The organism is Ensifer sp. 1H6, from assembly GCF_001976035.1.
In the GTDB taxonomy this organism is placed as follows: domain Bacteria; phylum Pseudomonadota; class Alphaproteobacteria; order Rhizobiales; family Rhizobiaceae; genus Ensifer; species Ensifer canadensis.
The window spans coordinates 44,010-66,147 of the sequence record NZ_MOAI01000035.1; the positions used below are offsets into that span (position 1 = coordinate 44,010).

The 22,138-nt window shown below is 60.7% G+C and carries 20 protein-coding genes; 17 read left to right on the forward strand and 3 right to left on the reverse strand.

From position 1 onward, the window contains the following. Nucleotides 1-51: 51 nt before the first annotated feature. Together BKP54_RS29570 and BKP54_RS29575 are read left to right on the forward strand one after the other, a co-directional pair. On the forward strand, nucleotides 52-1,059 hold the full coding sequence (locus tag BKP54_RS29570; RefSeq protein WP_025430648.1) for a zinc-binding dehydrogenase: 1,008 nt from the start codon (nucleotides 52-54) through the stop codon (nucleotides 1,057-1,059). Then, complete coding sequence (locus tag BKP54_RS29575) at nucleotides 1,059-1,514, forward strand: heme-binding protein (protein ID WP_025430647.1); 456 nt, start codon at nucleotides 1,059-1,061, stop codon at nucleotides 1,512-1,514. The genes BKP54_RS29570 and BKP54_RS29575 overlap by 1 nt, the downstream gene beginning before the upstream one ends. 5 nt (nucleotides 1,515-1,519) lie before the next feature. On the opposite strand, the gene BKP54_RS29580 is transcribed toward BKP54_RS29575, so the two are convergent. Further along, on the reverse strand, nucleotides 1,520-2,173 hold the full coding sequence (locus BKP54_RS29580) for a TetR family transcriptional regulator (protein ID WP_025430646.1): 654 nt from the start codon (nucleotides 2,171-2,173) through the stop codon (nucleotides 1,520-1,522). 279 nt (nucleotides 2,174-2,452) lie between these two features. On the opposite strand from BKP54_RS29580, the gene BKP54_RS29585 reads away from it, so the two are divergent. The 7 genes from BKP54_RS29585 to BKP54_RS29615 all read left to right on the forward strand — a co-directional run bounded on the left by BKP54_RS29585 (nucleotide 2,453) and on the right by BKP54_RS29615 (nucleotide 11,295). Beyond that, nucleotides 2,453-3,562 (forward strand): sugar ABC transporter substrate-binding protein, encoded by a 1,110-nt coding sequence (locus tag BKP54_RS29585; RefSeq protein WP_084815324.1) that lies wholly within the window; start codon nucleotides 2,453-2,455, stop codon nucleotides 3,560-3,562. 74 nt (nucleotides 3,563-3,636) lie between these two features. After that, the gene (locus BKP54_RS29590) at nucleotides 3,637-4,611 is read left to right on the forward strand and encodes an ABC transporter permease (RefSeq protein WP_084815325.1); all 975 of its coding nucleotides are present in this window, start codon (nucleotides 3,637-3,639) and stop codon (nucleotides 4,609-4,611) included. A gap of 9 nt (nucleotides 4,612-4,620) precedes the next feature. Beyond that, nucleotides 4,621-6,126: a sugar ABC transporter ATP-binding protein gene (locus tag BKP54_RS29595; protein ID WP_025430643.1), complete on the forward strand. Its 1,506-nt coding sequence runs from the start codon at nucleotides 4,621-4,623 to the stop codon at nucleotides 6,124-6,126. Between the two features lie 7 nt (nucleotides 6,127-6,133). Further along, a complete protein-coding gene (locus BKP54_RS29600; RefSeq protein WP_025430642.1) occupies nucleotides 6,134-7,075 on the forward strand; it encodes an ABC transporter permease in 942 nt (313 codons plus the stop codon). A 9-nt stretch (nucleotides 7,076-7,084) separates the two neighbouring features. Continuing rightward, nucleotides 7,085-8,116, forward strand: coding sequence for an alcohol dehydrogenase catalytic domain-containing protein (locus tag BKP54_RS29605; protein WP_084815326.1), 1,032 nt, complete (start codon nucleotides 7,085-7,087; stop codon nucleotides 8,114-8,116). 87 nt (nucleotides 8,117-8,203) lie between these two features. Next, on the forward strand, nucleotides 8,204-9,700 hold the full coding sequence (locus tag BKP54_RS29610) for an aldehyde dehydrogenase family protein (RefSeq protein WP_084815327.1): 1,497 nt from the start codon (nucleotides 8,204-8,206) through the stop codon (nucleotides 9,698-9,700). After that, a complete protein-coding gene (locus BKP54_RS29615; protein WP_084815338.1) occupies nucleotides 9,700-11,295 on the forward strand; it encodes a GMC family oxidoreductase N-terminal domain-containing protein in 1,596 nt (531 codons plus the stop codon). Before BKP54_RS29610 ends, BKP54_RS29615 begins: the two co-directional genes overlap by 1 nt. 49 nt (nucleotides 11,296-11,344) lie before the next feature. Here BKP54_RS29615 and BKP54_RS29620 read toward each other — a convergent pair whose 3' ends face one another. Continuing rightward, entirely contained in the window at nucleotides 11,345-12,163 is an 819-nt protein-coding gene (locus tag BKP54_RS29620) for an aldo/keto reductase (protein ID WP_084815328.1), read from the reverse strand. Between the two features lie 133 nt (nucleotides 12,164-12,296). Here BKP54_RS29620 and BKP54_RS29625 point away from each other — a divergent pair, with 133 nt between their 5' ends. The 3 genes from BKP54_RS29625 to BKP54_RS29635 all read left to right on the forward strand — a co-directional run bounded on the left by BKP54_RS29625 (nucleotide 12,297) and on the right by BKP54_RS29635 (nucleotide 16,009). Beyond that, nucleotides 12,297-13,868, forward strand: a complete 1,572-nt coding sequence (locus tag BKP54_RS29625) for an acyl CoA:acetate/3-ketoacid CoA transferase (protein ID WP_084815329.1) — start codon at nucleotides 12,297-12,299, stop codon at nucleotides 13,866-13,868. Then, nucleotides 13,865-14,650, forward strand: coding sequence for an enoyl-CoA hydratase/isomerase family protein (locus BKP54_RS29630; RefSeq protein WP_084815330.1), 786 nt, complete (start codon nucleotides 13,865-13,867; stop codon nucleotides 14,648-14,650). The genes BKP54_RS29625 and BKP54_RS29630 overlap by 4 nt, the downstream gene beginning before the upstream one ends. A 99-nt stretch (nucleotides 14,651-14,749) precedes the next feature. Then, nucleotides 14,750-16,009 carry a glycerate kinase gene (locus tag BKP54_RS29635; protein ID WP_084815331.1) on the forward strand — a complete coding sequence of 420 codons (1,260 nt, stop codon included), beginning with the start codon at nucleotides 14,750-14,752 and terminating at the stop codon, nucleotides 16,007-16,009. Between the two features lie 99 nt (nucleotides 16,010-16,108). Here BKP54_RS29635 and BKP54_RS29640 read toward each other — a convergent pair whose 3' ends face one another. Next, nucleotides 16,109-17,131: an aldo/keto reductase gene (locus BKP54_RS29640; protein ID WP_084815332.1), complete on the reverse strand. Its 1,023-nt coding sequence runs from the start codon at nucleotides 17,129-17,131 to the stop codon at nucleotides 16,109-16,111. Between the two features lie 155 nt (nucleotides 17,132-17,286). Between BKP54_RS29640 and BKP54_RS29645 the strand changes: the two genes are divergently transcribed. From BKP54_RS29645 to BKP54_RS29665, 5 genes are read left to right on the forward strand one after another with little or no spacing between them, the layout of a single operon-like run. Then, on the forward strand, nucleotides 17,287-18,429 hold the full coding sequence (locus tag BKP54_RS29645) for an acyl-CoA dehydrogenase family protein (RefSeq protein ID WP_084815333.1): 1,143 nt from the start codon (nucleotides 17,287-17,289) through the stop codon (nucleotides 18,427-18,429). Then, nucleotides 18,426-19,205 (forward strand): 3-ketoacyl-ACP reductase, encoded by a 780-nt coding sequence (locus BKP54_RS29650; protein WP_198956886.1) that lies wholly within the window; start codon nucleotides 18,426-18,428, stop codon nucleotides 19,203-19,205. The genes BKP54_RS29645 and BKP54_RS29650 overlap by 4 nt, the downstream gene beginning before the upstream one ends. Before the next feature lie 8 nt (nucleotides 19,206-19,213). Further along, nucleotides 19,214-20,362, forward strand: a complete 1,149-nt coding sequence (locus BKP54_RS29655; RefSeq protein WP_084815335.1) for a dihydrodipicolinate synthase family protein — start codon at nucleotides 19,214-19,216, stop codon at nucleotides 20,360-20,362. A gap of 1 nt (nucleotide 20,363) precedes the next feature. Beyond that, the gene (locus BKP54_RS29660; protein WP_084815336.1) at nucleotides 20,364-21,221 is read left to right on the forward strand and encodes a sugar phosphate isomerase/epimerase family protein; all 858 of its coding nucleotides are present in this window, start codon (nucleotides 20,364-20,366) and stop codon (nucleotides 21,219-21,221) included. Nucleotides 21,222-21,238: 17 nt separating this feature from the next. Beyond that, nucleotides 21,239-22,003 (forward strand): electron transfer flavoprotein subunit beta/FixA family protein, encoded by a 765-nt coding sequence (locus tag BKP54_RS29665; protein WP_084815337.1) that lies wholly within the window; start codon nucleotides 21,239-21,241, stop codon nucleotides 22,001-22,003. Nucleotides 22,004-22,138 lie beyond the last annotated feature (135 nt).

Sequence of the window (22,138 nt, forward strand, 5' to 3'; positions counted from 1 at the left end):
ATTTTCCGTTGTCTTGGATGCGGTCGTCTTCCTCGGCCGGAAAGGACCTTCATGCCCGATGAAATCATGATTGTCGCAAAGCAGGCCTTTGAGCTGGCGTCCTACGAGGACTTGCCGTTGAAGGCGGGCGAAGTTCGCGGGCGCACGCTCTACACCCTCGTCAGCCAAGGCACTGAACTGGGCTGGGCCAGTGGCGATGCTTTTCCCATTCGTCCGGGTTATGCCGCAGTCTTCAGGGTTGATGAGGTCGCCGGGGATGTCGTCGGCCTTCGGCCCGGCGAACTGAGGTTTGCGATGGGTGCTCATCGCGCCACGCAAACGCATCTCGCCAGACACACCTTGCCGCTGCCGGCTGATCTAGACCCCGGAACTGCAACGCTTGCACGTCTGATGGGCGTGTCGATGACCACGTTGATGACAACCATGGCTCGCCCCGGCGACCGCGTTGTCATCACAGGAGCCGGCCCGGTCGGCCTTCTCGCCGCACACCTTTTCAATATCAGCGGCTACCGTGTGACCGTCGTCGACCCTGACGAGCGGAGGCGAGCGCAGTTGGCACGAAGCGGTCTTTCCGATTGCAGAGAGCGGATGCCTCTTGGGGACGATGCCTTCGCCGGTCGGGTCGCGCTTGTCGTAGATTGCTCGGGACATGAAAATGCGATCCTTGAGGGATGCCGCCTTGTGCGCAGGCTTGGGGAAGTGGTCATGGTCGGTGTTCCCTGGCGCAAATGGACCGATGCATCTGCCCATGATCTCATGAACGCCGTCTTCTTCAATCTTGCCACCCTGCGCTCCGGCTGGGAGTGGGAAATCCCAATGCACGCGCACTGTTTTCAATGGGAGGAGCTTCTCGCAGGCTACAACAATGCCTCCCATTCAGTTTTCAGCGGTTTCTCGCTTGCGCTCGACTGGCTCGCTGAAGGCCGAATTCCACTCGACGGCCTGATACGGCAGGTCGTGCCAAACAATCCATCATCGCTCTATTCGGATATCGCGGCCAAGCGCATTGAAGAACCCTTCATCGTTCTCGATTGGACCCGTCTTGAGGGGGAAGAATAATGGAGCGCTCTCACCAGGAAAGTGGGCTGATCGTCACCGCCACGGCGCTTGCTGCAAATGCTGGGCTGCGCCTTGTCGGTCATGTGCTTGCGCATGCGTCCAGGAACGCATGGCGGGTGGCCGTTTGCGTGGTCGATCCGCAAGGCGCGACACTTGCGGCGGCGCGAATGGATGAGGTGGCGCCGCCAATCTTAGACTTCGCGATGGACAAAGCCTTCACCGCGGCGACGATGAGGCGTACGACGGAAGCGTTCTTTGAGAGAATGGACAACAGTCCTTCGCTGCGGCTGGGCCTAGCCAATCGGTCTCGGCTTTTGGTCTGGGGCGGAGGCCTGCCAATCATCCACGGCGACCGGGTTGTCGGCGGGATCGGTGTGTCCGGTGCGCGAGACGTCGAAGATATCGAATGCGCCCGCCATGCACTCGACCTCGAGGGGCTGTCTTTCGAACTCTAGCGAGCTTAGGCGCAAACCAGCCGCATGATCGTCTCGATATTGAAGCGGAGGCGTTCGTCGACCGCCTCCTTCGCCATCAAGTCACGCTCGAACACGATCGAGCCGGTGAACCGGTTGGTCAGGTAATAGTAGCCGATTGCCGCAATGGTAATGTTCAGTTGCACTGGATCGATGCCGTGGCGAAAGACACCTTCAGAGGCGCCTCGTTCGAGCAACACTTCCACCATGTTGACGAACTTGCGGCTGGCCGTCTTGATCACCACGGATTTTTTCAGGTGCTTGGCGCGATGCAGGTTCTCGCTGTTGACCAAAGTGATAAATTCAGGGTTTTTCAGATAGTATTCCCAGGTGAAGCGAACGAGCTTTTCCAGGGCTGCCTTTGGCTTGAGGTCATCCAGTTTGAGCTTCTGCTCCGCCGTGCGTATGTCGATATAGGCGTCTTCCAGGACGGTCTGAAAAAGGCCCTCCTTGCTTTCGAAATAGTGGTAGATCATCCGCTTATTGGCCTTGGCCTTTTCGGCGATTACATCGACTCTCGCGCCGCCTAAGCCATTCTTTGCGAATTCTTTTTTGGCGGCATCTAGAATGCGTGCCTTGGTCGCCTCCGCATCGCGGATGCGCGGTTTGCGGCCGGGCTTTTCGGTCGGTTCGTTGATCATGCTCAAAGCCATTCCTCCGGCGCGCTCGCGGCTCATGTTGAGCCAGTCATACACGCCAGCGTGCGTATCCGTCAAAGTGCTCCGTCGAAAATCATGAAGGTCGAGATCGCGAAAGGCTCTTGACTCAGGTCTCACCAAAGAAGTAACTAGATAGTGCGTTAAGTGGGTGCGGGAGAGCTGAGGAGGCTCGGGCCCGGAAAGTGCGGATCGCCTTTTGTTGCCCTCTGAAAAACCCGCCGAATGCGGGGAACGTTCAAACGTGGATTTGGGAGGAACGCCATGTCGACCTTTATCAAGGACTTTATCGAGCGCGAGACGCTCAGCCGTCGCAACTTCATCCTGGCCGCCGCCGCCGGTGTTGGGGCCATGACGGTTCCGGCCATTCTCGGGCGCAGTGGTGCACATGCGGCGCTGACCGATCCGGCCATCGCATGGAGCTATCGCGATCGCGCCTCCGCCTACTGGAATTCGGTGATCTCGGGCGCTGAAGCTTTTGTCGAAACGATCGGCAAGCCGAAAGGTGCGCTTGTCAGCCTGATCAATGAAGGCTCGTCGGAAAAGTCCCTCGCCGACATCAAGGCCTTCCTCGCCAAGAACAACGGCAACTGCGCGATTGCCTGCGATGCCAACGACAGCCCGAATGCAAGGCCAGTGGTGGAGGCGGTGTCTGCCGCCGGAGGTTACATCTCGACAATCTGGAACAAGACAGACGATCTGCATCCCTGGGACTTCGGTGATAACTACGTCTCCCACATGACCTGGTCGGACGAGAAGCCGGCGGAAGAAACCGCGCGGATCCTGTTTGAGGCCATGGGTGGCGAGGGCGGAGTTGTTCATCTCGGTGGCATTGCTGCCAACAACCCTGCGGTTGAGCGCCTCAATGGCCTCAAGAACGCACTCAAGGATTATCCGAAGATCGAACTGCTCGACGCACAGCCGGCCGACTGGGACACGCAGAAGGGCGCCGAGCTCATGGCGTCGTTCCTGACGCGCCACGGTGACAAGATCAAGGGCGTACATTGCGCCAATGACAACATCGCCTATGGAGTGATCGAGGCCCTGCGGGCCGAAGGCATCGAAGGCATGCCGATCGTCGCTTACGACGGCAATCTCGAGGCAGTGCAGATGGTGCTGGAGGGTCAACTCCTGGCGACCGTCTTTACCAATCCGCATTGGGGTGGCGGCGTCACCGCGGCGCTCGCCTATCACGCAGCAATCGGCAGCTTCAAACCTTCCGAAGAGCCGAAAGAGCATCGTGAATTCTACGGTCCGACGATCCTCGTTAGCGCCAAGGATGCGGAGGAATTCAAGGCAAAGTATCTCGATTCCGTTCCGGCTTACGACTGGAAGGACTTCTGGGGGCCGTCCAACGGCCAGATCCAGTACTGAACCATCCTGTCTGATGGAGGCGGCCGCGCCGTCGCATCCGCCTCCATTCCATTCATCACAGTCCGGGCGAAGGGATGCCTAAAGTGACACGTCGCATATCGCGCGAAACCTTGATCAAATGGGCGCCGTTGCTGGTGCTGATCGCGCTGGTGATCTTTTTCACCGCCCTCAATCCGACCTTCTTCTCGGTCCGCAATTTTGCCCGCATCGCCATCGCGGCGGCGCCGGCGCTGATGGTCGCCGTCGGCGTGACATTCATCATCATCATGGGATCGATCGACCTTTCCATGGAAGGAGCGATCTCGCTTACGGCGGTCGTGTTCGCGTTCGCCTTTGCGAAGTTCGGCGGCACGCTAATGAGCGCCGGTTGGCTGGCCATTCCGCTTATCCTTATGGTCGGCGGGCTGATCGGGCTCGTCAACGGGCTCGTTCACGTCAAGCTGCGAATACCCTCCTTCATGGCTAGCCTTGCGATGGGTTTCGTTGGGACCGGGGCTGCAATCCTCCTGACGGGCGGCGATATCGTCAAGGTGAGCGACGCAACGTTTCGGGGACTTTTGACCGTGCGTTGGTTCGGTTTCCCGATCATGGTCTACATCGCCGGCTTCTTCCTGTTCGTTGCCTGGTTCATACAAGCCCACACCACGCTCGGTCGCAATTTTTATGCCGTCGGTGGTGGCGAGGAACTGGCGCACGCATCCGGTCTCAACGTCAACCGCGTGCGTGTCACCGGGTTCGCGCTTGCCGGCGTCTTTTACGCACTGGCAGCGATCCTGGTCGTGGCGCGCATCGGTCAGGCCGAATCCGTGACCGGCTCGAACTTCATGTTCATCTCGATCACCTCGGTCGTAGTGGGTGGCGTTGCGCTCTGGGGCGGGATCGGGGGTGTGTGGAACGCGCTCGTCGGCGTCCTGATCGTCGGTGTCATCAACAATGGAATGGTCGTCGTCGGTCTGCCCGATTTTCTCCAGGACGGGGTTCTCGGACTGCTCGTCATTCTTGCTGTCGTGCTGTCGACCGACCGCAAGATGGTTTCCTTCGTGAAGTGAGGCAGGGCCATGTACGAACTGAAAGCCGTCGATAAGAAATTTCCCGGTGTTCACGCACTCAAGGCCATCGATTTTCACATCAAGCGTGGCGAGATCGTCGGGCTGGTCGGCGAGAACGGTGCGGGCAAATCCACATTGATGAAGGTGATCTACGGGGCCTACCAACCCGATGGCGGGCACATTCTGATCAATGGTCAGACTGTGCGCTTTGCCAATCCGCGCCAGGCCATGGAGAAGGGTATTGGCATGGTCTTTCAGGAGCAGTCGCTGATAGCCAACCTGACGGTGATGGAGAACATCTTCCTTGGTTACGAGCAGCAGTTTGTAAGGTTCGGCGTCATCAACTGGAAGGCAATGGCCACGGCCGCCAAGGCGCAACTCGCCAAGGTCAAGCTCGATATCGATCCCGCGACCATTACCTCGAAGCTTTCCTTCGCGCAGCGCCAGCTTGTGGAACTTGCCAAGGTTCTCACCCTCGAAGAACGCGTTGACGGCGATCTGGTCATCCTTCTCGATGAACCGACTTCGGTTCTGTCCAAGGAAGAAGTGCAACTGCTCTTCAAGCTGGTCCGCGAGCTGGTCACGCGCGCATCCTTCATTTTCGTCTCCCATCGCATGGACGAGGTGATGGAGCTATCGGACCGTATCTACGTGATGAAGGACGGTCATGTCGTCGATGTCGTGGAGCGCGGTGCCGCCCAGACCGAGGCGATCCAGCACAAGATGGTCGGCCGCAACGTCGACAAGGAATACTATCGCGAACAACTGCAGAAACCCTTCGATCGCTCCAAGGTTCTGGTCGAGATGGATGGGGTCGGACTGCCCGGACGCACGAAGGACATCTCGCTAAAACTGCATGCCGGGGAAGTCTTGTGCCTGGTGGGAACGGAAGGGTCGGGGCGCGAGGCGATCTTGCGCATGATCTACGGCATGCTCACCCCAACCCAGGGAAATCTCCAGATCAAGGGCGGCAAGGTGAAGATTTTCTCGCCCCGCCACGCAGTGAGCCAAGGCGTCGGCTACGTCCCTCGCGAGCGCAAGATCGAGGGCATCGTCGCCGGCATGAACGTTTACGAGAACATGACACTCTCGCAAATGAACAAGCATTCTCGCGCCGGCGTGCTGCGGATATCCGAAGAGCGCGCGCTTGCGCGCGACTGGATAAAGAAGCTCTCGATCAAGGCACATTCCGAATTCGCGGATTGCGGAAACCTGTCCGGCGGCAATCAGCAGAAGGTCGTTCTAGCCAAGTGGCGATCGGCGGGATCGGACATCATGCTGCTCGATCACCCGACCCGCGGCTTGGATATCGGAGCCAAGGAAGATGTCTACGACATGATCCGCGAAATGAGCGGTGCCGGTGTCGGCATCGTCCTGGTCGCCGACACCCTGGAGGAGGCCATCGGGCTGTCTCACACCATCGTCGTCGTGAAGGATGGCCGCATTCAGAAGAACTTCGATTGCGTGCCGGGGGCAAAGCCCTCGCTGTTCGATCTCCTGCATTACATGATCTGAGGGAAACATGGACATTCAGCGTCTCAAACCGCATCTTCCCTGGATAACGCTGCTGGTGCTCGTCGCCCTCGTCGGCGTTACCCACCCGGGCTTCCTGAAGCCGGCCAATCTCATGAGCCTGGCGGGCGATATCGTGCCGCTGTTCATCATGGCACTCGGACTGACCTTTGCCATCTATATCGGCGGAATAGACCTTTCCGCCCAGTCGATGGCGAACATGGTGACCGTCATTGCATCGGTCTACCTTGCCTCCATGGGCGCCTGGGTCGCCGTTGCCTGCGTTGCCGCCGGCTTCCTGCTGGGCACATTGTCGGGGTATGTGACGACGCGGCTCTATGTTCCGTCGTTCATCTCCACTCTGGCGGTCGGCGGTGTGGCGTTCTCGGTCGCGCAATGGCTTTCCGGGCAGCGCGCGCTCAACATGGATGCGACCCAGCGAAACGAGACCTTCGGATGGATGATCGGTCGCACCTGGGGGGTCCCGAACGAGCTGTTGATCTCGGCCGTGCTGCTTGGCATCTGCCTGTTCATCGAACGCCGCACGACGCTCGGCCGGGCGCTGAAAGCAGTCGGCGCCGGTGAACTCGCGGCGGCGGCCTCCGGGCTCAACGTGGCACGCTACAAGATCCTTGCCTTTGCAATATCAGGGGCGCTGGCGGCGATTGCCGGACTGCTCTTTGCCGTCAAGCTTTCAGGCGGCGCCCCGACGATTGCGAACGGGTTCCTGCTGCCGGCAATCGTTGCGGTTTTGGTCGGTGGTACGCCCCTGACCGGGGGTGTCGGAGGCGTTCTCAACACGGTCATCGGAACGCTCATTGTCGCCGTCATCCGCGCCTCCATGCTCTATTTCGAGATAGACGCAACACAGCAGCAGATGGTTTTCGGCATCGTTCTCATTGTCGCGATCGCACTCACGATCGATCGCGCCAAGTTGCGCACGGTGAAATAGGAGGCGGCGATGGACAAGATGCAAGCCGCAGTTCTGGTCGAACCGCGCCGTTTCGAGATCATGGCGGTTGATGTTCCGTCGATCGGCCCCGATGATGCACTTATCCGTGTGACGCGGACAGGCATATGCGGGACCGACGTCCATATCTTCAACGGCCATTATGCCACCGACCGGCTACCACTTGTTCCAGGCCACGAGTTCTGCGGCACGGTCGCCGACTTCGGCGGGAGCGTTCGCCATCTGCAGCATGACATGCGCGTGGTCGTGGACATCAATATCGGCTGCGGCACCTGCTATTGGTGCCGCCGCAATGAGGTCCTCAACTGCGCCGAGGTTGTCCAGATCGGCATTAGTCGCGATGGCGCCTTTGCCGAGTACGTGGCTGTCCCGGCGCGCCTCGTCATCCCGGTTCCCGACACCGTGCCTGATGCCGTACTCGCCTTGACCGAGCCGGTCGCATGCGTTGTGCGCGCAGCGCGCAAGGCGAATGTGACATTTGGGCAATCGGTCGTCGTTTTTGGAGCCGGCCCGATCGGAAATCTGCATATTCAAATGATGCGCCTGGTGGGTGCTGCTCCGATCATTGTTACAGACCTGTCGGCGGACCGTTGCCGAATGGCACTGGAGGCGGGAGCGGATGCGGCCGTGTCGGACCCCACCACCCTCAAGGCGACGGTGATGGCCATGACCGACGGACGGGGCGCCGATATCGTCATTGAAAGCGTTGGCAGCAAGGCGCTTTACCGTCAGGCGTTTGATCTGTCTCGTCGTGGTGGTCATGTCGCCTTTTTCGGGATTACAGCGCCTGGCGAGACGGTGCCGGTCGATATCCTGAAGACCGTACTCGAAGAGGGAGGCTTGAAGGGATCGGTAGCCGGCATGGGCGAAGATATGCATGACGCGTTGACGCTGCTTGCTCACGGTCGGTTCGAAACGAAGGACTTCACCGGCGCCGACTATCCGTTGGAGCGGATCCAGGAGGCGTTCGATACGCTCGCTAATCGGCCGCATCACCTTAAGACCCAGATTGTAATGGGGTGATCGCGCATGCGTTGCTAGATCGCGCATAACTGTTCAGTTACTAATCCATCGCCTGATGGATACGGAATCTCAGAGTGGAGGCATCCCATGGACCAAGTCAAAAACTACCTTCTCCCGCCAAAGGCCCCGCGTGAATATGGCTTCTTCGTGGATGGACGGTGGCATGAGGGCCGCGACCAGTTCGAGCGCCTGTCGCCTGGCCATGGCGTGCCAGTCACGCGCACCGCGAAATGCACTCCGGAAGATTTGAACGCAGCTGTTGTCTCCGCTCGCCGGGCTTTTGAGGATCGCCGTTGGTCCGGCCTTTCGGGTGCCGCCCGCGGGGCAGTCCTTTTGCGTGTTGCCGAGATCCTGCGGCAACGCCGGGATGAAATCGCCTACTTTGAAACGTTGGAGAATGGCAAACCGATCGCCCAGGCGCGCGGAGAGATTGATCATTGCATCGCCTGCTTTGAAGTCGGCGCTGGTGCCGCACGGCTCTTGCACGGCGACAGCTACAATTCGCTGGGCGACGGACTATTCGGCATGGTTCTTCGCGAACCGATCGGTGTCGTGGGTCTCATTACCCCGTGGAACTTTCCGTTCCTCATTCTTTGCGAACGCGTGCCCTTCATCCTTGCCTCAGGGTGCACGATGGTGGTCAAGCCTTCGGAGGTGACGTCCGCGACCACGCTCATCCTTGCCGAGGTGCTCGCCGAGGCGGGACTGCCTGATGGTGTCTACAACGTCATCACCGGTTCGGGCCGCACCATCGGCCAGGCTCTGACGGAACACCCTGATGTGGACATGCTGTCCTTCACCGGCTCCACCGCGGTCGGGCGCTCGTGCGTTCACGCGGCCGCCGACAGCAACTTCAAGAAGCTTGGACTGGAACTGGGAGGCAAGAACCCGATCATCGTTTTTGCGGATTCTGATCTCGAAGATGCGGCGGACGGCGCGGCATTCGGCATCAGCTTCAACACTGGGCAGTGCTGCGTCTCGTCTTCGCGGCTCATCGTCGAACGCTCCGTGGCCGCGGAATTCGAAAAGCTTCTCGCCGAAAAGATGGCGCGGATACGCGTCGGCGACCCTCTCGATGAGGCGACCCAGGTCGGAGCGATTACCACCGACCAGCAGAACACGACCATTCTGGATTATATCGCCAAGGGCAAGGCGGAAGGCGCACAGCTCGTTGCAGGCGGCCAGGCCATCGATCTCGGCAAGGGCCAATACATCGCGCCGACGCTGTTCACCGGGGTTTCCCCTGACATGGCGATCGCCCGGGACGAGATCTTCGGGCCTGTCCTCTGCTCGATGTCGTTCGACACAATCGAACAGGCGATCGAACTGGCCAACGACACCGTCTATGGCCTCGCTGCCAGCGTGTGGACCAAGAACATAGACAAGGCATTGACGGTCACCCGCCGTGTTCGCGCCGGTCGGTTCTGGGTCAACACGATCATGGCAGGCGGGCCGGAGATGCCGCTGGGCGGCTTCAAGCAGTCCGGATGGGGACGCGAGGCAGGCACCTATGGCGTGGAGGAGTACACCCAGGTCAAATCCGTTCACGTCGAGATCGGCAAACGCTCACACTGGATCGCATGATGGTGCAAGGATTTGACTATGTGATCGTCGGAGGCGGCTCATCAGGCTGCGTGCTCGCAGCGCGCCTTTCGGAAAACCCAGCGACAAGGGTCTGCCTCATTGAGGCCGGTGGGCGCGACAGCCATCCGCTGATCCACATGCCGGTCGGTTTTGCAAAGATGACTGCAGGCCCGATGACCTGGGGTCTGACCACGGCGCCGCAGAAACATGCTAACAACCGTGAAATCCCCTATGCCCAGGCAAAGGTACTCGGCGGCGGATCCTCCATCAACGCCGAGGTATTCACCCGCGGTCACCCGAGCGACTACGACCGCTGGGTGGAAGAGGGGGCGGAGGGCTGGGGTTTCAAGGACATCCAGAAGTATTTCTTGCGGTCGGAGGGCAACACTATCCTCTCGGGACAATGGCATGGAACCGACGGGCCGCTCGGCGTCTCGAACATAGCCAATCCGCAAGTTCTGACGCGTGCGTTCGTTCAAAGCTGCCAGGAGTTCGGAATTCCGTACAATCCGGATTTCAACGGCCCCGTTCAGGAGGGTACGGGCGTTTACCAGACGACGACCCGCAACAGTCGGCGCTGCTCGGCGGCTGTGGGATATCTGCGCCCGGCACTCAAGCGCCGGAACCTGACGCTGGTTACAGGCGCGTTGGTGCTTCGGGTGGTTTTTGAAGGGCGGCGCGCCGTGGGTGTCGAATACGCGACGGGTGGCGCCTCCAGGATCGTTCGCGCCGACAGTGAGGTCATCGTGACCTCCGGCGCCATCGGCACACCCAAATTGATGATGCTTTCCGGCGTCGGTCCGGCAGCGGCCTTGCGCGGCCATGGTATCGACGTGGTCCAGGATATGCCTGGTGTCGGCGAGAACCTGCACGATCACTTTGGCGTCGATATTGTTGCCGAACTCAAGGGACATGACAGTCTGGACAAGTACAACAGGCCGCATTGGATGCTTTGGGCCGGCCTGGAATATGCATTGTTCAAGTCCGGCCCGGTTGCGTCGAATGTCGTTGAGGGCGGCGCGTTCTGGTATGCCGACAAGGCCAGTCCCTGTCCCGATCTTCAGTTCCATTTTCTGGCTGGGGCGGGGGCGGAGGCCGGCGTGCCGAGTGTTCGAAAGGGCGCCTCCGGCATTACGTTGAACTCTTACACGGTGCGTCCGAAATCGCGTGGTTCAGTCGCCTTGCGTTCGGCCGACCCGCGCGCGCTTCCGATCGTAGACCCCAATTTCCTGGGTGATCCCGATGACCTGCGGATCTCCGTCGAAGGCATCAGGATCAGTCGGGAAATCTTCGCACAGCCCTCGCTGCAGAAATATATCAGGACCGTGCGTTTTCCAGACCAGAACGTGCGCACCACCGCCGACTTCGAGGCCTATGCGCGTCAGTACGGGCGCACCTCCTACCATCCGACCTGTACCTGCAAGATGGGACGAGACGAGATGTCGGTGGTAGATGCCAAGCTGCGCGTTCACGGCCTCGATGGTCTGCGCATTTGCGACAGTTCGGTCATGCCGAGCTTGGTCGGCTCCAACACCAACGCGGCCTCGATCATGATCGGCGAAAAGGCCTCCGACCTGATCCGCGGTAACGCTTGAGGCAACGTTCATGCGGGCTGAAAGGGCGGCCTTGCGGCCGCCCTTCCCGTTAGTCCCATTCGGGAACCCAGGGCAACATGCCCGGGGTGATGATGCGATACCCGGTATGCGTCATGGCATCGATCCGATCCATATCGATCGAGGACAAGGTAAAGTCCATGATCTCGAAGTTCGCCCGGATATTCTCCGGCTTGGTGGACATCGTGTTGAGCGGTACGCCCTTCTGCAGGATCCAACGTAGCGCGATCTGCGCGGCGGATTTTCCATAGGTCGCGCCGATCTCCCCAAAGATCGCGTGCTTGAACACCTCGCCACGGGCAACCGAAGCGTAGGACGAAAGCGGGATCCCCGTCTCGGTCGCTGCAGCCAGAAGCGCCCGCTGATCAAGCAGCGGGTGAAACTCCACCTGGTTGGTCACGAGCGGGACCTCCGAAATCGCTTTGGCTTCATGCATCATCCGGGCGGTATAGTTGGAGACGCCAATATTGCGCGCCATCCCGGCGGCATGAGCCTTTTGCAGGAGGCGCAACGACGGAGCGACGTCGCCCCCGATCGGTGGCCAGTGCAAGAGCAGGACGTCCAGCTGGTCTATCTTGAGCGCCTTCAGGCTCGCTTCGACCGAGGGGAGGAACTGCGCCTCGGCGTAGTTGTCGGGATGGACCTTGGATGTGATGCACAGCTCGTCGCGCGCAACGCCTCCCTCGAGGAGCGCCTGCCCCGTATCGGCCTCGTTTTCGTACATCTGGGCGGTGTCGAATGCCCTGTAGCCGACATCAAGCGCGGTCTCGATTGCGGCTTTCAATTCGCCTGCCTTCAGCGGATAGGTGCCAAAGCCCCGTTGATGGCATTTTTCGAAATAGATGTTCATTGCTCCTCCTTCGCGTTTTGCGGCTTTCCGCCGTTGTGGCCACGGCGCAAATTGCCCTTGCCTGCCCTTCATTGTCGTGTTTAATGTATAACTGGTTAGTTACTTAGTGCAATGGCAAAAGGAGTGCGCAGCAATGTCGAAGGTGAAAACCGCAGCGGAAGCCGCCGGGTTGGTTAGGGACGGTGCCGTGCTTGCGGTTAACTCCTCTTCGGGGCTTTGCTGCCCCGATGCGGTCCTCAAGGCGCTGGGAGAGCGCTTTGATCAGGAAGGGCATCCTCGCGGATTGACCTCTGTGCATCCGATCGCAGCCGGCGACTTCTTTGGCACAAAAGGTGTCGATCACATCGCAAAACCCGGCATGCTCTCCAGGATCATCGGAGGATCCTACCCGTCCGGACCGAGCAACGCCGAGCCACCCCTGATCTGGCAGATGATCCTGAAGGAGGAAGTTGCAGCCTGGAACGTGCCGTCGGGCATTGTGTTTGACATGTTGCGCGAGGGCGCTGCTAAGCGTCCGGGCGTGTTGACCAAGGTCGGAATGGATACGTTTGTCGATCCGGAGCAGGAAGGTTGCGCGATGAACGCGACGGCCCGTGGCGCTCCGATGGTTAGCCGGGTGGAATTTGCGGGCGAGGACTGGCTGCACTTTCCGGCGATCCATCCCGATGTCGCCATCATCCGCGCGACGACGGCCGATGAGAATGGAAATCTGACATTCGAGCAGGAGGGCGCGACGCTCGGTGCAATGGAGATGGCGCTGGCGGCTCGAAATTCCGGCGGACTGGTGATTGCTCAAGTGCGCAGGGTCGCCGCGACAGGGACATTGCGTCCACACGACGTTCGCGTTCCCGGCATCCTCGTCGACGTCATCGTCGAAGCGCCCGACCAATTGCAAACGACTGCGACCCCCTACGATCCGGCCATTTCAGGTGAACTGTTTCGGCCCCTGCACACATTCCGTATCCCGGCTCTGGACGTGGGCAAGGTAATCGCACGGCGCGTCGCGCAGGAACTGCAAGCGGGTTGGGCCGTCAATATCGGGTTCGGTATCTCGGCCAACGTGCCGCGTGTTCTCATCGAGGAAGGACATCACGGCAAGATCACATGGGTCATCGAACAAGGCGCCGTCGGCGGCATTCCTCTGCTCGATTTCAAGTTTGGCTGTGCCGCCAATGCCGAGGCGTTCGTCGCATCACCGCATCAGTTCTGCTATTTCCAGGCCGGAGGTTTTGACTGCTCGCTGCTTTCCTTCCTCGAAATCGACGCCGAGGGTTCCGTGAATGTCAGCCGTCTGGCTGCGACACCGCACCGGACTGCCGGCGCAGGCGGCTTTGTCGACATCACGGCACGAGCGAAAAAGATTGTCTTCTCCGGCAATTTCAACGCCGGCGCCAAGATGCGGCTTGAAGACGGGCGCCTGGTCATCGACAAGGAAGGACGGGTCGCCAAGATTGTTCCGAAGGTCGACCAGGTCAGCTTTTCGGGCAGGCGTGCCCGTGCCCAGGGCCAGGACATCACTTATGTCACCGAACGCTGTGTCATGCGGCTGGAGGCGGATGGGCTGGTTATCACCGAGATCGCGCCCGGTATCGACCTGCAGCGCGATGTCCTCGCCCAGGCGACAACGCCACTGCGTGTTTCCGACACGCTGAAGATTATGGACGACGTACTGTTTCGCGCGCCAGTGATGAGGATGGCACTGTGACCGACCCGCGACTCGACCTCGCAATTTCCGGGGATATCGCCTGGCTGACGATCCGGCGGCCGGACAAGCTGAACGCGTTCGATGCCGATATGGTCGATGCGCTGATGCCGATGTGTCGCGCGATAGAGCGTTCCACCGCGCGGGTTGCGATCCTGACGGGGGAGGGATCCCGATCATTCTGCGCAGGCGGCGATATCGATGCGTGGAGCAGCGCCTCGCCGAAGGCGTTTGCCCGTCATTGGGTGCGTGACGGCCATGCTGCCTTCGACGCGCTCGCGCGCCTTTCCGTGCCCCTGATCGCGGTCCTGAATGGACACACGCTGGGCGGCGGATTGGAACTGGCCGCCTGTGCTGATCTGAGGATTGCCGAAGCCCATGTGCGCATCGGTCAACCGGAGCCGGGTCTGGGTATCATCCCAGGTTGGTCTGGCACGCAGCGTGTGGCGCGCCGCTTTGGCGCCCAAATCGTGCGACGCATGTCGCTCTTCGGCGAAGTCTATACAGCTGATGAGGCACATGGTCTGGGCTTGGTCGATCAGGTGGTTGCTACTGGCGAGGGGCTGGCTGCGGGCGAGAAGGCCGCGGCACGGGTGATCGGTCGCTCGGGTCGGGCGGTTGAACTGACCAAGATGTTGATCAATGCGGCGGAAGGCGAGGAAAACGAACGGATCGTTGAAAGCTTAGCCGGTGAGATCGCCGCAGGCTCCGAGGAATTGCAGGAGGGCCTGGCGGCGTTTCGAGAAAAGCGTCCGGCGTCCTTTGTTCAAAAGGTGCGCCCGTGAGGGCGCCAAAACGCTCCGACAAGGTGTCGCCTTGTTGCATGTCGGGGCGCTGTGCCGAAACAACGGACGCGGAAACTTAAACGAGATGGACGAGATTTTATGACGCCCGAAGACAGGATACTGCTTCGCGACCTATTCAGCGTCGCCGTTGGTGCCGCCGATCCGGAAACTGCCCTTCGCGAGCATCTTCCTTCACGCCCGCGCGGACGCACGATCGTTATCGGGGCCGGCAAGGGAGCAGCTCAACTCGCCCGCGCATTCGAGCGCTTGTGGGATGCGCCCGTCGAAGGGGTGGTGGTCACGCGCTACGGCTATGGCGTGCCGTGCGAACGGATCCGCGTCGTCGAGGCTGCGCATCCGGTACCCGATCTTGCCGGGCTCGAGGCGTCGCGGCTGCTTTTTCAGGCGGTCGAGGGATTGACGCAAGACGATCTTGTCGTTGCCCTTGTGTGCGGTGGCGGGTCGGCGCTTCTTCCGTGCCCACCAGGTCGCTTGACGCTTGAGGACGAAGTGGCGCTGAACCAAGCCCTGCTTTCGAGCGGTGCACCGATTTCGGTGATGAATGCCATCCGCAAGCAGGTGTCGGGTATAAAGGGGGGCCGTCTTGCAGCGGCCTGCCATCCTGCAAAAGTCGTCAGCCTCGTGGTCTCCGACGTGCCGGGAGACGATCCGGCGCAGGTTGCATCGGGGCCGACGATACCGGATGCCACCGATCGCGCCCATGCGCGGGCAATGGTGGATGCCTGGCGCATCCGCATCCCACCGAAGGTGGCTGTTTGGCTCGCAGACGATGAGGGGCTCGCGCCGTCTTCGCGCGACCATGTCTTCGCAGGACATGAAGTGCATGTGATCGCCTCGGCACGGCTCTCTCTCGAAGCTGCAGCGATGCATGCGCAGGCCGAAGGGATACCAGCGGTCATCCTGTCGGACGCGATCGAAGGGGAGGCCCGGGACGTCGCCCGGGTCCACGCGGCAATCGCGCGCGAGGTTGCCCTGCGCGACAGGCCCTTCGCCCGACCGGTGCTGATCCTGTCCGGTGGCGAAACCACGGTTACGCTTCGCGGCAACGGGAAGGGCGGACGCAACACCGAGTTCCTTCTAGCCTTGGCGATCGCAGCTGACGGCGTCCCCTTCACTGCCATCGCCGGCGACACCGATGGTATTGACGGTTCCGAAGACAATGCCGGTGCATTCGCCGATGGACAGAGTGCGGGTCGGCTGCGCGCGCTCGGCCTCGATCCTGTCGCCACGCTCTCCGCCAATGACGCCTGGACGGCATTTGACCGTCTGGGGGACCTGTTCGTGCCCGGCCCGACCGGGACGAACGTCAACGATTTCCGTGCCATCCTGATCAGGTGAGCCTGGAGGCTTTGTGGGGCCGCTCCACCCTGCGTCCGGTACCGAAGCAAATTGCCGAAGAGGTTGGGCGGAGCCGGCCTCTTCGGCAAGCGTATCGTACTAGCCGGCTGTCGGCGTCGGCGCATCTTCGCGCAAAAGCCCTTTGGTCTTCAAATCGACCCAGAAGTCGGCGGGGATGGGGTGCGCAAACCAGGCCAGGTTCTGGTTCAGTTGCTCAGCCGTCCGCGTGCCAGCCATGAACGACGGAATGGCGGGATGCGCGACCACGAATTGCAGTGCAGCTGCGGCCAGCGGTACATTGTGGTCCCTGCAGACCGCTTCGATCCTGCTGACCTTGTCGAGGATCGCTGCCGATGCGGGCGCATAGTTATACTTTGCTCCCTCTTTTGCCCCAGTCGCCAGAATGCCTGAATTGAACCCTCCGCCGACAATCACTGCGGCGCCTCGCTCCTCGCACAGTGGCAGGAAGACATCGAGCGAATCCTGCTCGAGAAGGGTGTAGCGGCCGGCGAGTAGGAAGCAGTCGAAATCCCTCTGATTCAAAGCTTCAAGGCAGACTTCCCATTCGTTGACGCCGACGCCGATCGCCTTGACCGTGCCCTCATCCCTCAGCTTCTCGAGGGCACGCCATGCGCCGTCCATGGCTTGTTTGAAAACCTCCGGCTGATCTTTGCCTCGTGTGAAGACGTCGATGTCATGGATGAAGCAGATATCCATCCTTTCGAGGCCCATGCGCTGAAGACTGTCCTCGAACGCCCGCATCGTCCCGTCGTAACTGTAGTCGAAATCCATCTCAAAGGGAGCGGCGTCCACCCAGGGCGTGAAATCGATCGTCTCGCGTTTTGCCGGCCTCAGCAGGCGGCCGACCTTGGAGGAAAGGACGAAATCGTCCCTGTTCTTCCAGCGCAAACTGTAACCCGTTCGCAGTTCGGCAAGCCCGTGACCGTACATCGGCGCGGTATCGTAAAACCGGACGCCGACGTTCCACGCAGCGTCGAACATCGCCTCGGCGGTCGGCTCGTCGATGGGGCGAAAGATGTTGCCAAGTGGCGCCGTTCCGAAACCGAACGTGGTCACGTCGATGTCGACCCGACCGAGTTTGCGCTTTTCTCCGGGGTGCATGCTGATCCTCCTTAAGTAACTGTCCGGTGAATTGTAACCACGCTCGGAGGACCCGCGCAAGCCGGTTGAGGCAACGTCGAAAATTTTTCTGACTTGACGGGGGGGAGTTTGCGGACGTATGTAACTAGATAGTTACTACAAGTGGGATGGAGAACATGTATCTGACCGAAACGCAGGACCAGGTGCGCGAGATGGCGCGCGCCTTCGCCGACGAAGTGATCCGGCCGATGGCGGAGCAACTCGATCGCGAGGAGCGGTTCCCCGCCGACCTCTATGATGAAATGGGCAAGCTCGGCCTGTTCGGAATTGGCGTTCCCGAGGCGCTCGGCGGGCCGGGTTTCGACACCTTGACCTATGCCGTGGTGATGGAGGAGCTCAGCCGCGGTTACGCCTCAGTCGCCGATCAATGCGGCCTGGTCGAACTCATTTCCACGCTATTGGTGCGCCATGGAACAGCGAGCCAGCAGAAAATGCTGCCCGACGTTTTGAGCATGCGGACGAAGGTCGCCTACTGCATCACCGAGCCGGAGGCCGGCACTGATGTTTCGGGTATTCGCACGACGGCGACGCGCGACGGCAACGGCTGGCGTCTGAACGGCGGTAAGATCTGGATACACAATGCTCCGGTCGCAGACGTCGGCTTCGTGCTCGCGAGAACCGACAAGGAAGCGGGCAATCGCGGCATGTCGATATTTGTCGTCGATCTGCACGCCGCGGGTGTCGAGAGAGGGCCGAAGGAGCACAAGATGGGTCAGCGGGCAAGCCAGGTCGGCGCGCTGACTTTTACGGATGTGAGCCTTTCGGCAGATGCGCTTCTGGGCGAGGCAGGTCGTGGTTTCCACATGATGATGTCCGTTCTCGACAAGGGGCGCGTCGGTATCGCAGCCTTAGCCGTCGGCATTGCGCAAGCCGGCCTGGAGGCTGCCGTCGACTACGCCGGTACCCGCAAACAGTTCGGCAAATCCATCGCCGACTTCCAGGGCGTCCAGTGGCTTTTGGCAGATATGGCAAAGGACATCGAGGCGGCGCGGCTCTTGGTTCATTCGGCCGCATCCAAGATTGATGCCGGCGCGGACGCGACCAAGGCTTGCTCGATTGCCAAATGCTTTGCCGGCGACATGGCCGTTCAGCGCACGGCAGACGCCGTGCAGGTCTTTGGCGGTTCGGGCTATATTCGCGGCTTCGAAGTCGAACGCCTCTATCGCGATGCGAAGATCACCCAGATCTACGAGGGTACCAATCAGATCCAGCGCATGATCATTGCGCGCGAACTTCTGAAAAAGGGAGCACGCGCATGACTGGGGCGGATATGCGCCCGGTGGCGCTGGTTACCGGCTCGTCGCGCGGTATCGGCCTGGCTGCTGCGGAGGCATTGGCGAAGGAAGGTTTCGCAGTGGCGGTCAACGGTCGCGGCGATGATCGCGAACTTGCCGCGGCGGTTGCTCGCGTTGCCGCGCATGGCAATCCAGTGATGGCCACTCCCTTCGACGTCACGGACTTTGCGGCCCACGAGAATGTCCTGGCAAATATCGAGGCGCAACTCGGTCCTTTGACGACCCTCGTCAACAATGCGGGCGTCGGGGTCTTGCAGCGCGGCGACCTGCTTGATGTTTCAGAGGAGAGCTGGGATCGCTGCATCGACGTCAATGCGAAAGCCATGTTCTTCCTCAGTCAGGCCTTTGCTCGCCGGCTGTTGTCTCGTCAACGGTCTCGGATGTTTCATTCGATCGTCAACGTGACGTCGTCGAACGCGGTCGCGGTCGCCGTTCAACGTTCGGAGTACTGCGCCTCGAAATCAGCAGCAGCGATGATCTCCAAGACGCTCGCCGTGCGGCTCGGACCCGAAAACATCGCAGTTTACGATGTGCAGCCGGGACTGATTGCCACCGACATGACGGCACCAGTCATCGATACCTATCGCGAGCGGGCCGAGCAGGGCCTGACCCTGTTTCCACGCCTCGGTAAACCCGAAGAGATGGGGGCGATCATTGCGTCACTGGCGACCGGCAAATTTCCCTACACAACCGGACAGGTGATCTCGGCGGACGCCGGGATGCTGGTTCCCCGCTTCTGAGGTTCATCATGAAGATAGCGCTTCCCGATACGAATGGCAGGCTGACCGATTACTCGCTGACAGGGCGTCCGATCGCTCAGGCTGTGCTCGGCGATAACCCTGCCCGGGTGGTCTATTCCGCCGCCCATGTGGTCGCTGATCCCTTCACCGCCAATGACCCGTCGGGACGCACGACGATTGATTGGGAAAAGACCATGGCGTTTCGCCGTTATCTCGCCGGGCTCGGCCTTGGGATCGCCGAAGCCATGGATACCGCCCAGCGAGGGATGGGGTTGGACTGGCCCGGTGCACTGGAACTGATCCGCCGCACGAAGGCCGAAATACCGGATGCCCTTGTCGCAAACGGTTGCGGCACAGACCATCTGGATCAGGCAACGTCCTATACACTTGATGATGTCAGGCGGGCCTATCTCGACCAACTGGAGGCCATCCAGAAAGTCGGTGGACGCGTCATCCTGATGGCATCGAGGGCATTGGTGAAGGCGGCCAAGACGCCCGAAGACTACGTCAAAGTCTATTCCGATGTGCTAGGCGCCTGCGACCAGCCCGTCATCCTTCATTGGCTGGGCGAAATGTTCGACCCGCAGCTTGCTGGCTACTGGGGATCGAAGGAATTCGAAAAGGCCATGCCGGTTGCGCTTGCCGTCATCAACGAGAACGCCTCAAAAATCGATGGCATAAAGATCTCGCTTCTCGACAAGCAGAAGGAGATCGACATGCGCCGGCTCCTGCCGGTCGGTGTGAAGATGTATACGGGCGACGACTTCAATTACCCCGAATTGATCGAAGGCGACGCCGAGGGCTTTTCGCATGCGTTGCTGGGCATATTCGATCCGCTCGCACCCGCCGCGGCATTTGCGGTGAAGAGCCTGGGCGACGGCGACACTTCCGCGTTTCGATCGACCCTGGATCCGACAGTGCCACTGGCGCGGCTGATCTTCCGTGCGCCGACGCAGTACTACAAGACAGGCGTCGTGTTTCTCGCCTGGCTCAACGGCTTCCAGGACCACTTCGTCATGCTGAACGGTGCGCAGGCGATGCGGCCCCTGCCTTACTTTACCGAGGTTTTCCGGCTGGCAGATGCATGCGGCCTGCTGCGCGAGCCCGAAATGGCCGTCAACCGGATGAAGCGGCTGCTCGCATTTTACGGAGCCTGAGATGAGGGACTTTGCCAATGATCACAGGGCGCTGGCTCTCAACACGGCAAGCCTCGGCCACAATCTCGAAGGCTACGGCGCGGGATGGTCTGCGGAACGGATCATTGACGCCTGCGCCGAGCGCGGTCTCGGCGCGGTCGTTTTCTGGCGCCGCGAAATAGGATCGCAAGCGTTCCAGATTGGAGAGCGGGTCCGTGCTGCCGGCATGACGGTCGCGGGTCTCTGCAGAACGCCCTTTCTCGTCGGCTCGCAGGCGAGTGATGCGCGCGCAGTCATAGATGACTTCGAGGCCTCGATCGACATGGCGGCAGCTCTGCGCGCCAATGTTTTGACCATCGTCGTGGGCGGCGTCGAGCCGGGCACCAAGGGGGTCGAGGATAGTCTGAAGATCGTCGCTGAACGTGTCGCGGAGGCCGCACCCTATGCCGCTGCACGCGATGTCAAACTGGCGCTCGAGCCACTCAATCCGGTCTATGCCGGGAACCGCTCCTGCCTGACGACGCTTCGTGACGCCGTCGATCTTTGCGACTTGATTGCCGCGCCGAACGTCGGCGTCGCGGTCGATGTCTATCATGTCTGGTGGGACACTGACATCGCGGTTCAATTGCAGCGGGCGGGAGCTGACCGCATCTTTGGCTTTCATCTCTGCGATTGGCTTGCCGATACCACCGACGTCCTTCTCGACCGCGGGATGATGGGCGACGGCGTCGCGGACCTCAAGGCTTTGCGCAAGGCGGTGGAGGGGGCGGGCTATTCGGGTCCTTGCGAGGTGGAGATTTTCTCGGCGAACAATTGGTGGAAGCGCGATCCCGGCGAGGTGCTCGACGTCATGATCGAACGCTTCCGCACTGTCTGCTGATGATTGGAGAGATTGACATGAAAATACTTGTGACGGTTAAGCGGGTGGTTGACTACAACGTCAAGATCCGGGTGAAGGCTGACGGCTCGGGTGTCGAGCTTGCCAACGTGAAGATGTCGATGAACCCGTTCGACGAGATCTCGGTGGAAGAGGCGCTGCGGCTGAAGGAAGCCGGCAAGGCCGACGAGGTCGTGGTCGTCTCGGTCGGTCCGGCCAAGGCCGAGGAAACGCTGCGGACGGCGCTCGCCATGGGCGCCGACCGGGCGATCCTGGTCGAGACCGACGACCAGGTCGAGCCGCTCACTGTTGCCAAGATCGTCAAGGGTGTGGCCGAGGCCGAACAGCCGGGGCTGATCATCGTCGGCAAGCAGGCGATCGATGACGATTCGAACCAGACCGGCCAGATGCTGTCGGCGCTTCTGGGCTGGGCCCAGGGCACCTTTGCCTCCAAGGTCGAGATCGGTGACGGCAAGGCACCAGAGGGCACAGCAACGGTGACGCGTGAAGTCGACGGCGGCCTGCAGACGATCGACATCAAGCTGCCGGCGGTGGTGACCACCGACCTGCGCCTGAACGAGCCGCGTTATGCCTCGCTTCCCAACATCATGAAGGCGAAGAAGAAGCCGCTCGACAAAAAGACCCCTGCCGACTTCGGTGTCGACACGACCGCGCGGCTGAAGGTGCTGAAGACCGAGGAGCCGGAAGGCCGCAAGGCCGGCATCAAGGTCAAGTCGGTGGCCGAACTGGTCGAAAAGCTCAAGACCGAAGCCGGCGTGCTCTAGTTCATGCTTCCGCAAAGTGGGAACCGGTTTGCGGACAAACGCATGAACCACGTCAGAACCGTTGAGCTCCGATCGCCAAGGGATCGTTGAGCTCGAACCGAAAGGGAGAACAAAACCATGGCTATTCTGCTTCTG

Excerpts from the sequence above, each read along its gene's own strand:
- BKP54_RS29590 (WP_084815325.1), top strand. The coding sequence starts at position 3,637 with ATGCCTAAAGTGACACGTCGCATATCGCGCGAAACCTTGATCAAATGG.
- BKP54_RS29575 (WP_025430647.1), top strand. The coding sequence starts at position 1,059 with ATGGAGCGCTCTCACCAGGAAAGTGGGCTGATCGTCACCGCCACGGCG.
- BKP54_RS29580 (WP_025430646.1), bottom strand. The coding sequence starts at position 2,173 with ATGATCAACGAACCGACCGAAAAGCCCGGCCGCAAACCGCGCATCCGC.
- BKP54_RS29645 (WP_084815333.1), top strand. The coding sequence starts at position 17,287 with ATGTATCTGACCGAAACGCAGGACCAGGTGCGCGAGATGGCGCGCGCC.
- BKP54_RS29650 (WP_198956886.1), top strand. The coding sequence starts at position 18,426 with ATGACTGGGGCGGATATGCGCCCGGTGGCGCTGGTTACCGGCTCGTCG.
- BKP54_RS29585 (WP_084815324.1), top strand. The coding sequence starts at position 2,453 with ATGTCGACCTTTATCAAGGACTTTATCGAGCGCGAGACGCTCAGCCGT.
- BKP54_RS29655 (WP_084815335.1), top strand. The coding sequence starts at position 19,214 with ATGAAGATAGCGCTTCCCGATACGAATGGCAGGCTGACCGATTACTCG.
- BKP54_RS29640 (WP_084815332.1), bottom strand. The coding sequence starts at position 17,131 with ATGCACCCCGGAGAAAAGCGCAAACTCGGTCGGGTCGACATCGACGTG.
- BKP54_RS29595 (WP_025430643.1), top strand. The coding sequence starts at position 4,621 with ATGTACGAACTGAAAGCCGTCGATAAGAAATTTCCCGGTGTTCACGCA.
- BKP54_RS29600 (WP_025430642.1), top strand. The coding sequence starts at position 6,134 with ATGGACATTCAGCGTCTCAAACCGCATCTTCCCTGGATAACGCTGCTG.
- BKP54_RS29570 (WP_025430648.1), top strand. The coding sequence starts at position 52 with ATGCCCGATGAAATCATGATTGTCGCAAAGCAGGCCTTTGAGCTGGCG.
- BKP54_RS29605 (WP_084815326.1), top strand. The coding sequence starts at position 7,085 with ATGGACAAGATGCAAGCCGCAGTTCTGGTCGAACCGCGCCGTTTCGAG.
- BKP54_RS29665 (WP_084815337.1), top strand. The coding sequence starts at position 21,239 with ATGAAAATACTTGTGACGGTTAAGCGGGTGGTTGACTACAACGTCAAG.
- BKP54_RS29660 (WP_084815336.1), top strand. The coding sequence starts at position 20,364 with ATGAGGGACTTTGCCAATGATCACAGGGCGCTGGCTCTCAACACGGCA.
- BKP54_RS29615 (WP_084815338.1), top strand. The coding sequence starts at position 9,700 with ATGGTGCAAGGATTTGACTATGTGATCGTCGGAGGCGGCTCATCAGGC.
- BKP54_RS29635 (WP_084815331.1), top strand. The coding sequence starts at position 14,750 with ATGACGCCCGAAGACAGGATACTGCTTCGCGACCTATTCAGCGTCGCC.
- BKP54_RS29625 (WP_084815329.1), top strand. The coding sequence starts at position 12,297 with ATGTCGAAGGTGAAAACCGCAGCGGAAGCCGCCGGGTTGGTTAGGGAC.
- BKP54_RS29610 (WP_084815327.1), top strand. The coding sequence starts at position 8,204 with ATGGACCAAGTCAAAAACTACCTTCTCCCGCCAAAGGCCCCGCGTGAA.
- BKP54_RS29620 (WP_084815328.1), bottom strand. The coding sequence starts at position 12,163 with ATGAACATCTATTTCGAAAAATGCCATCAACGGGGCTTTGGCACCTAT.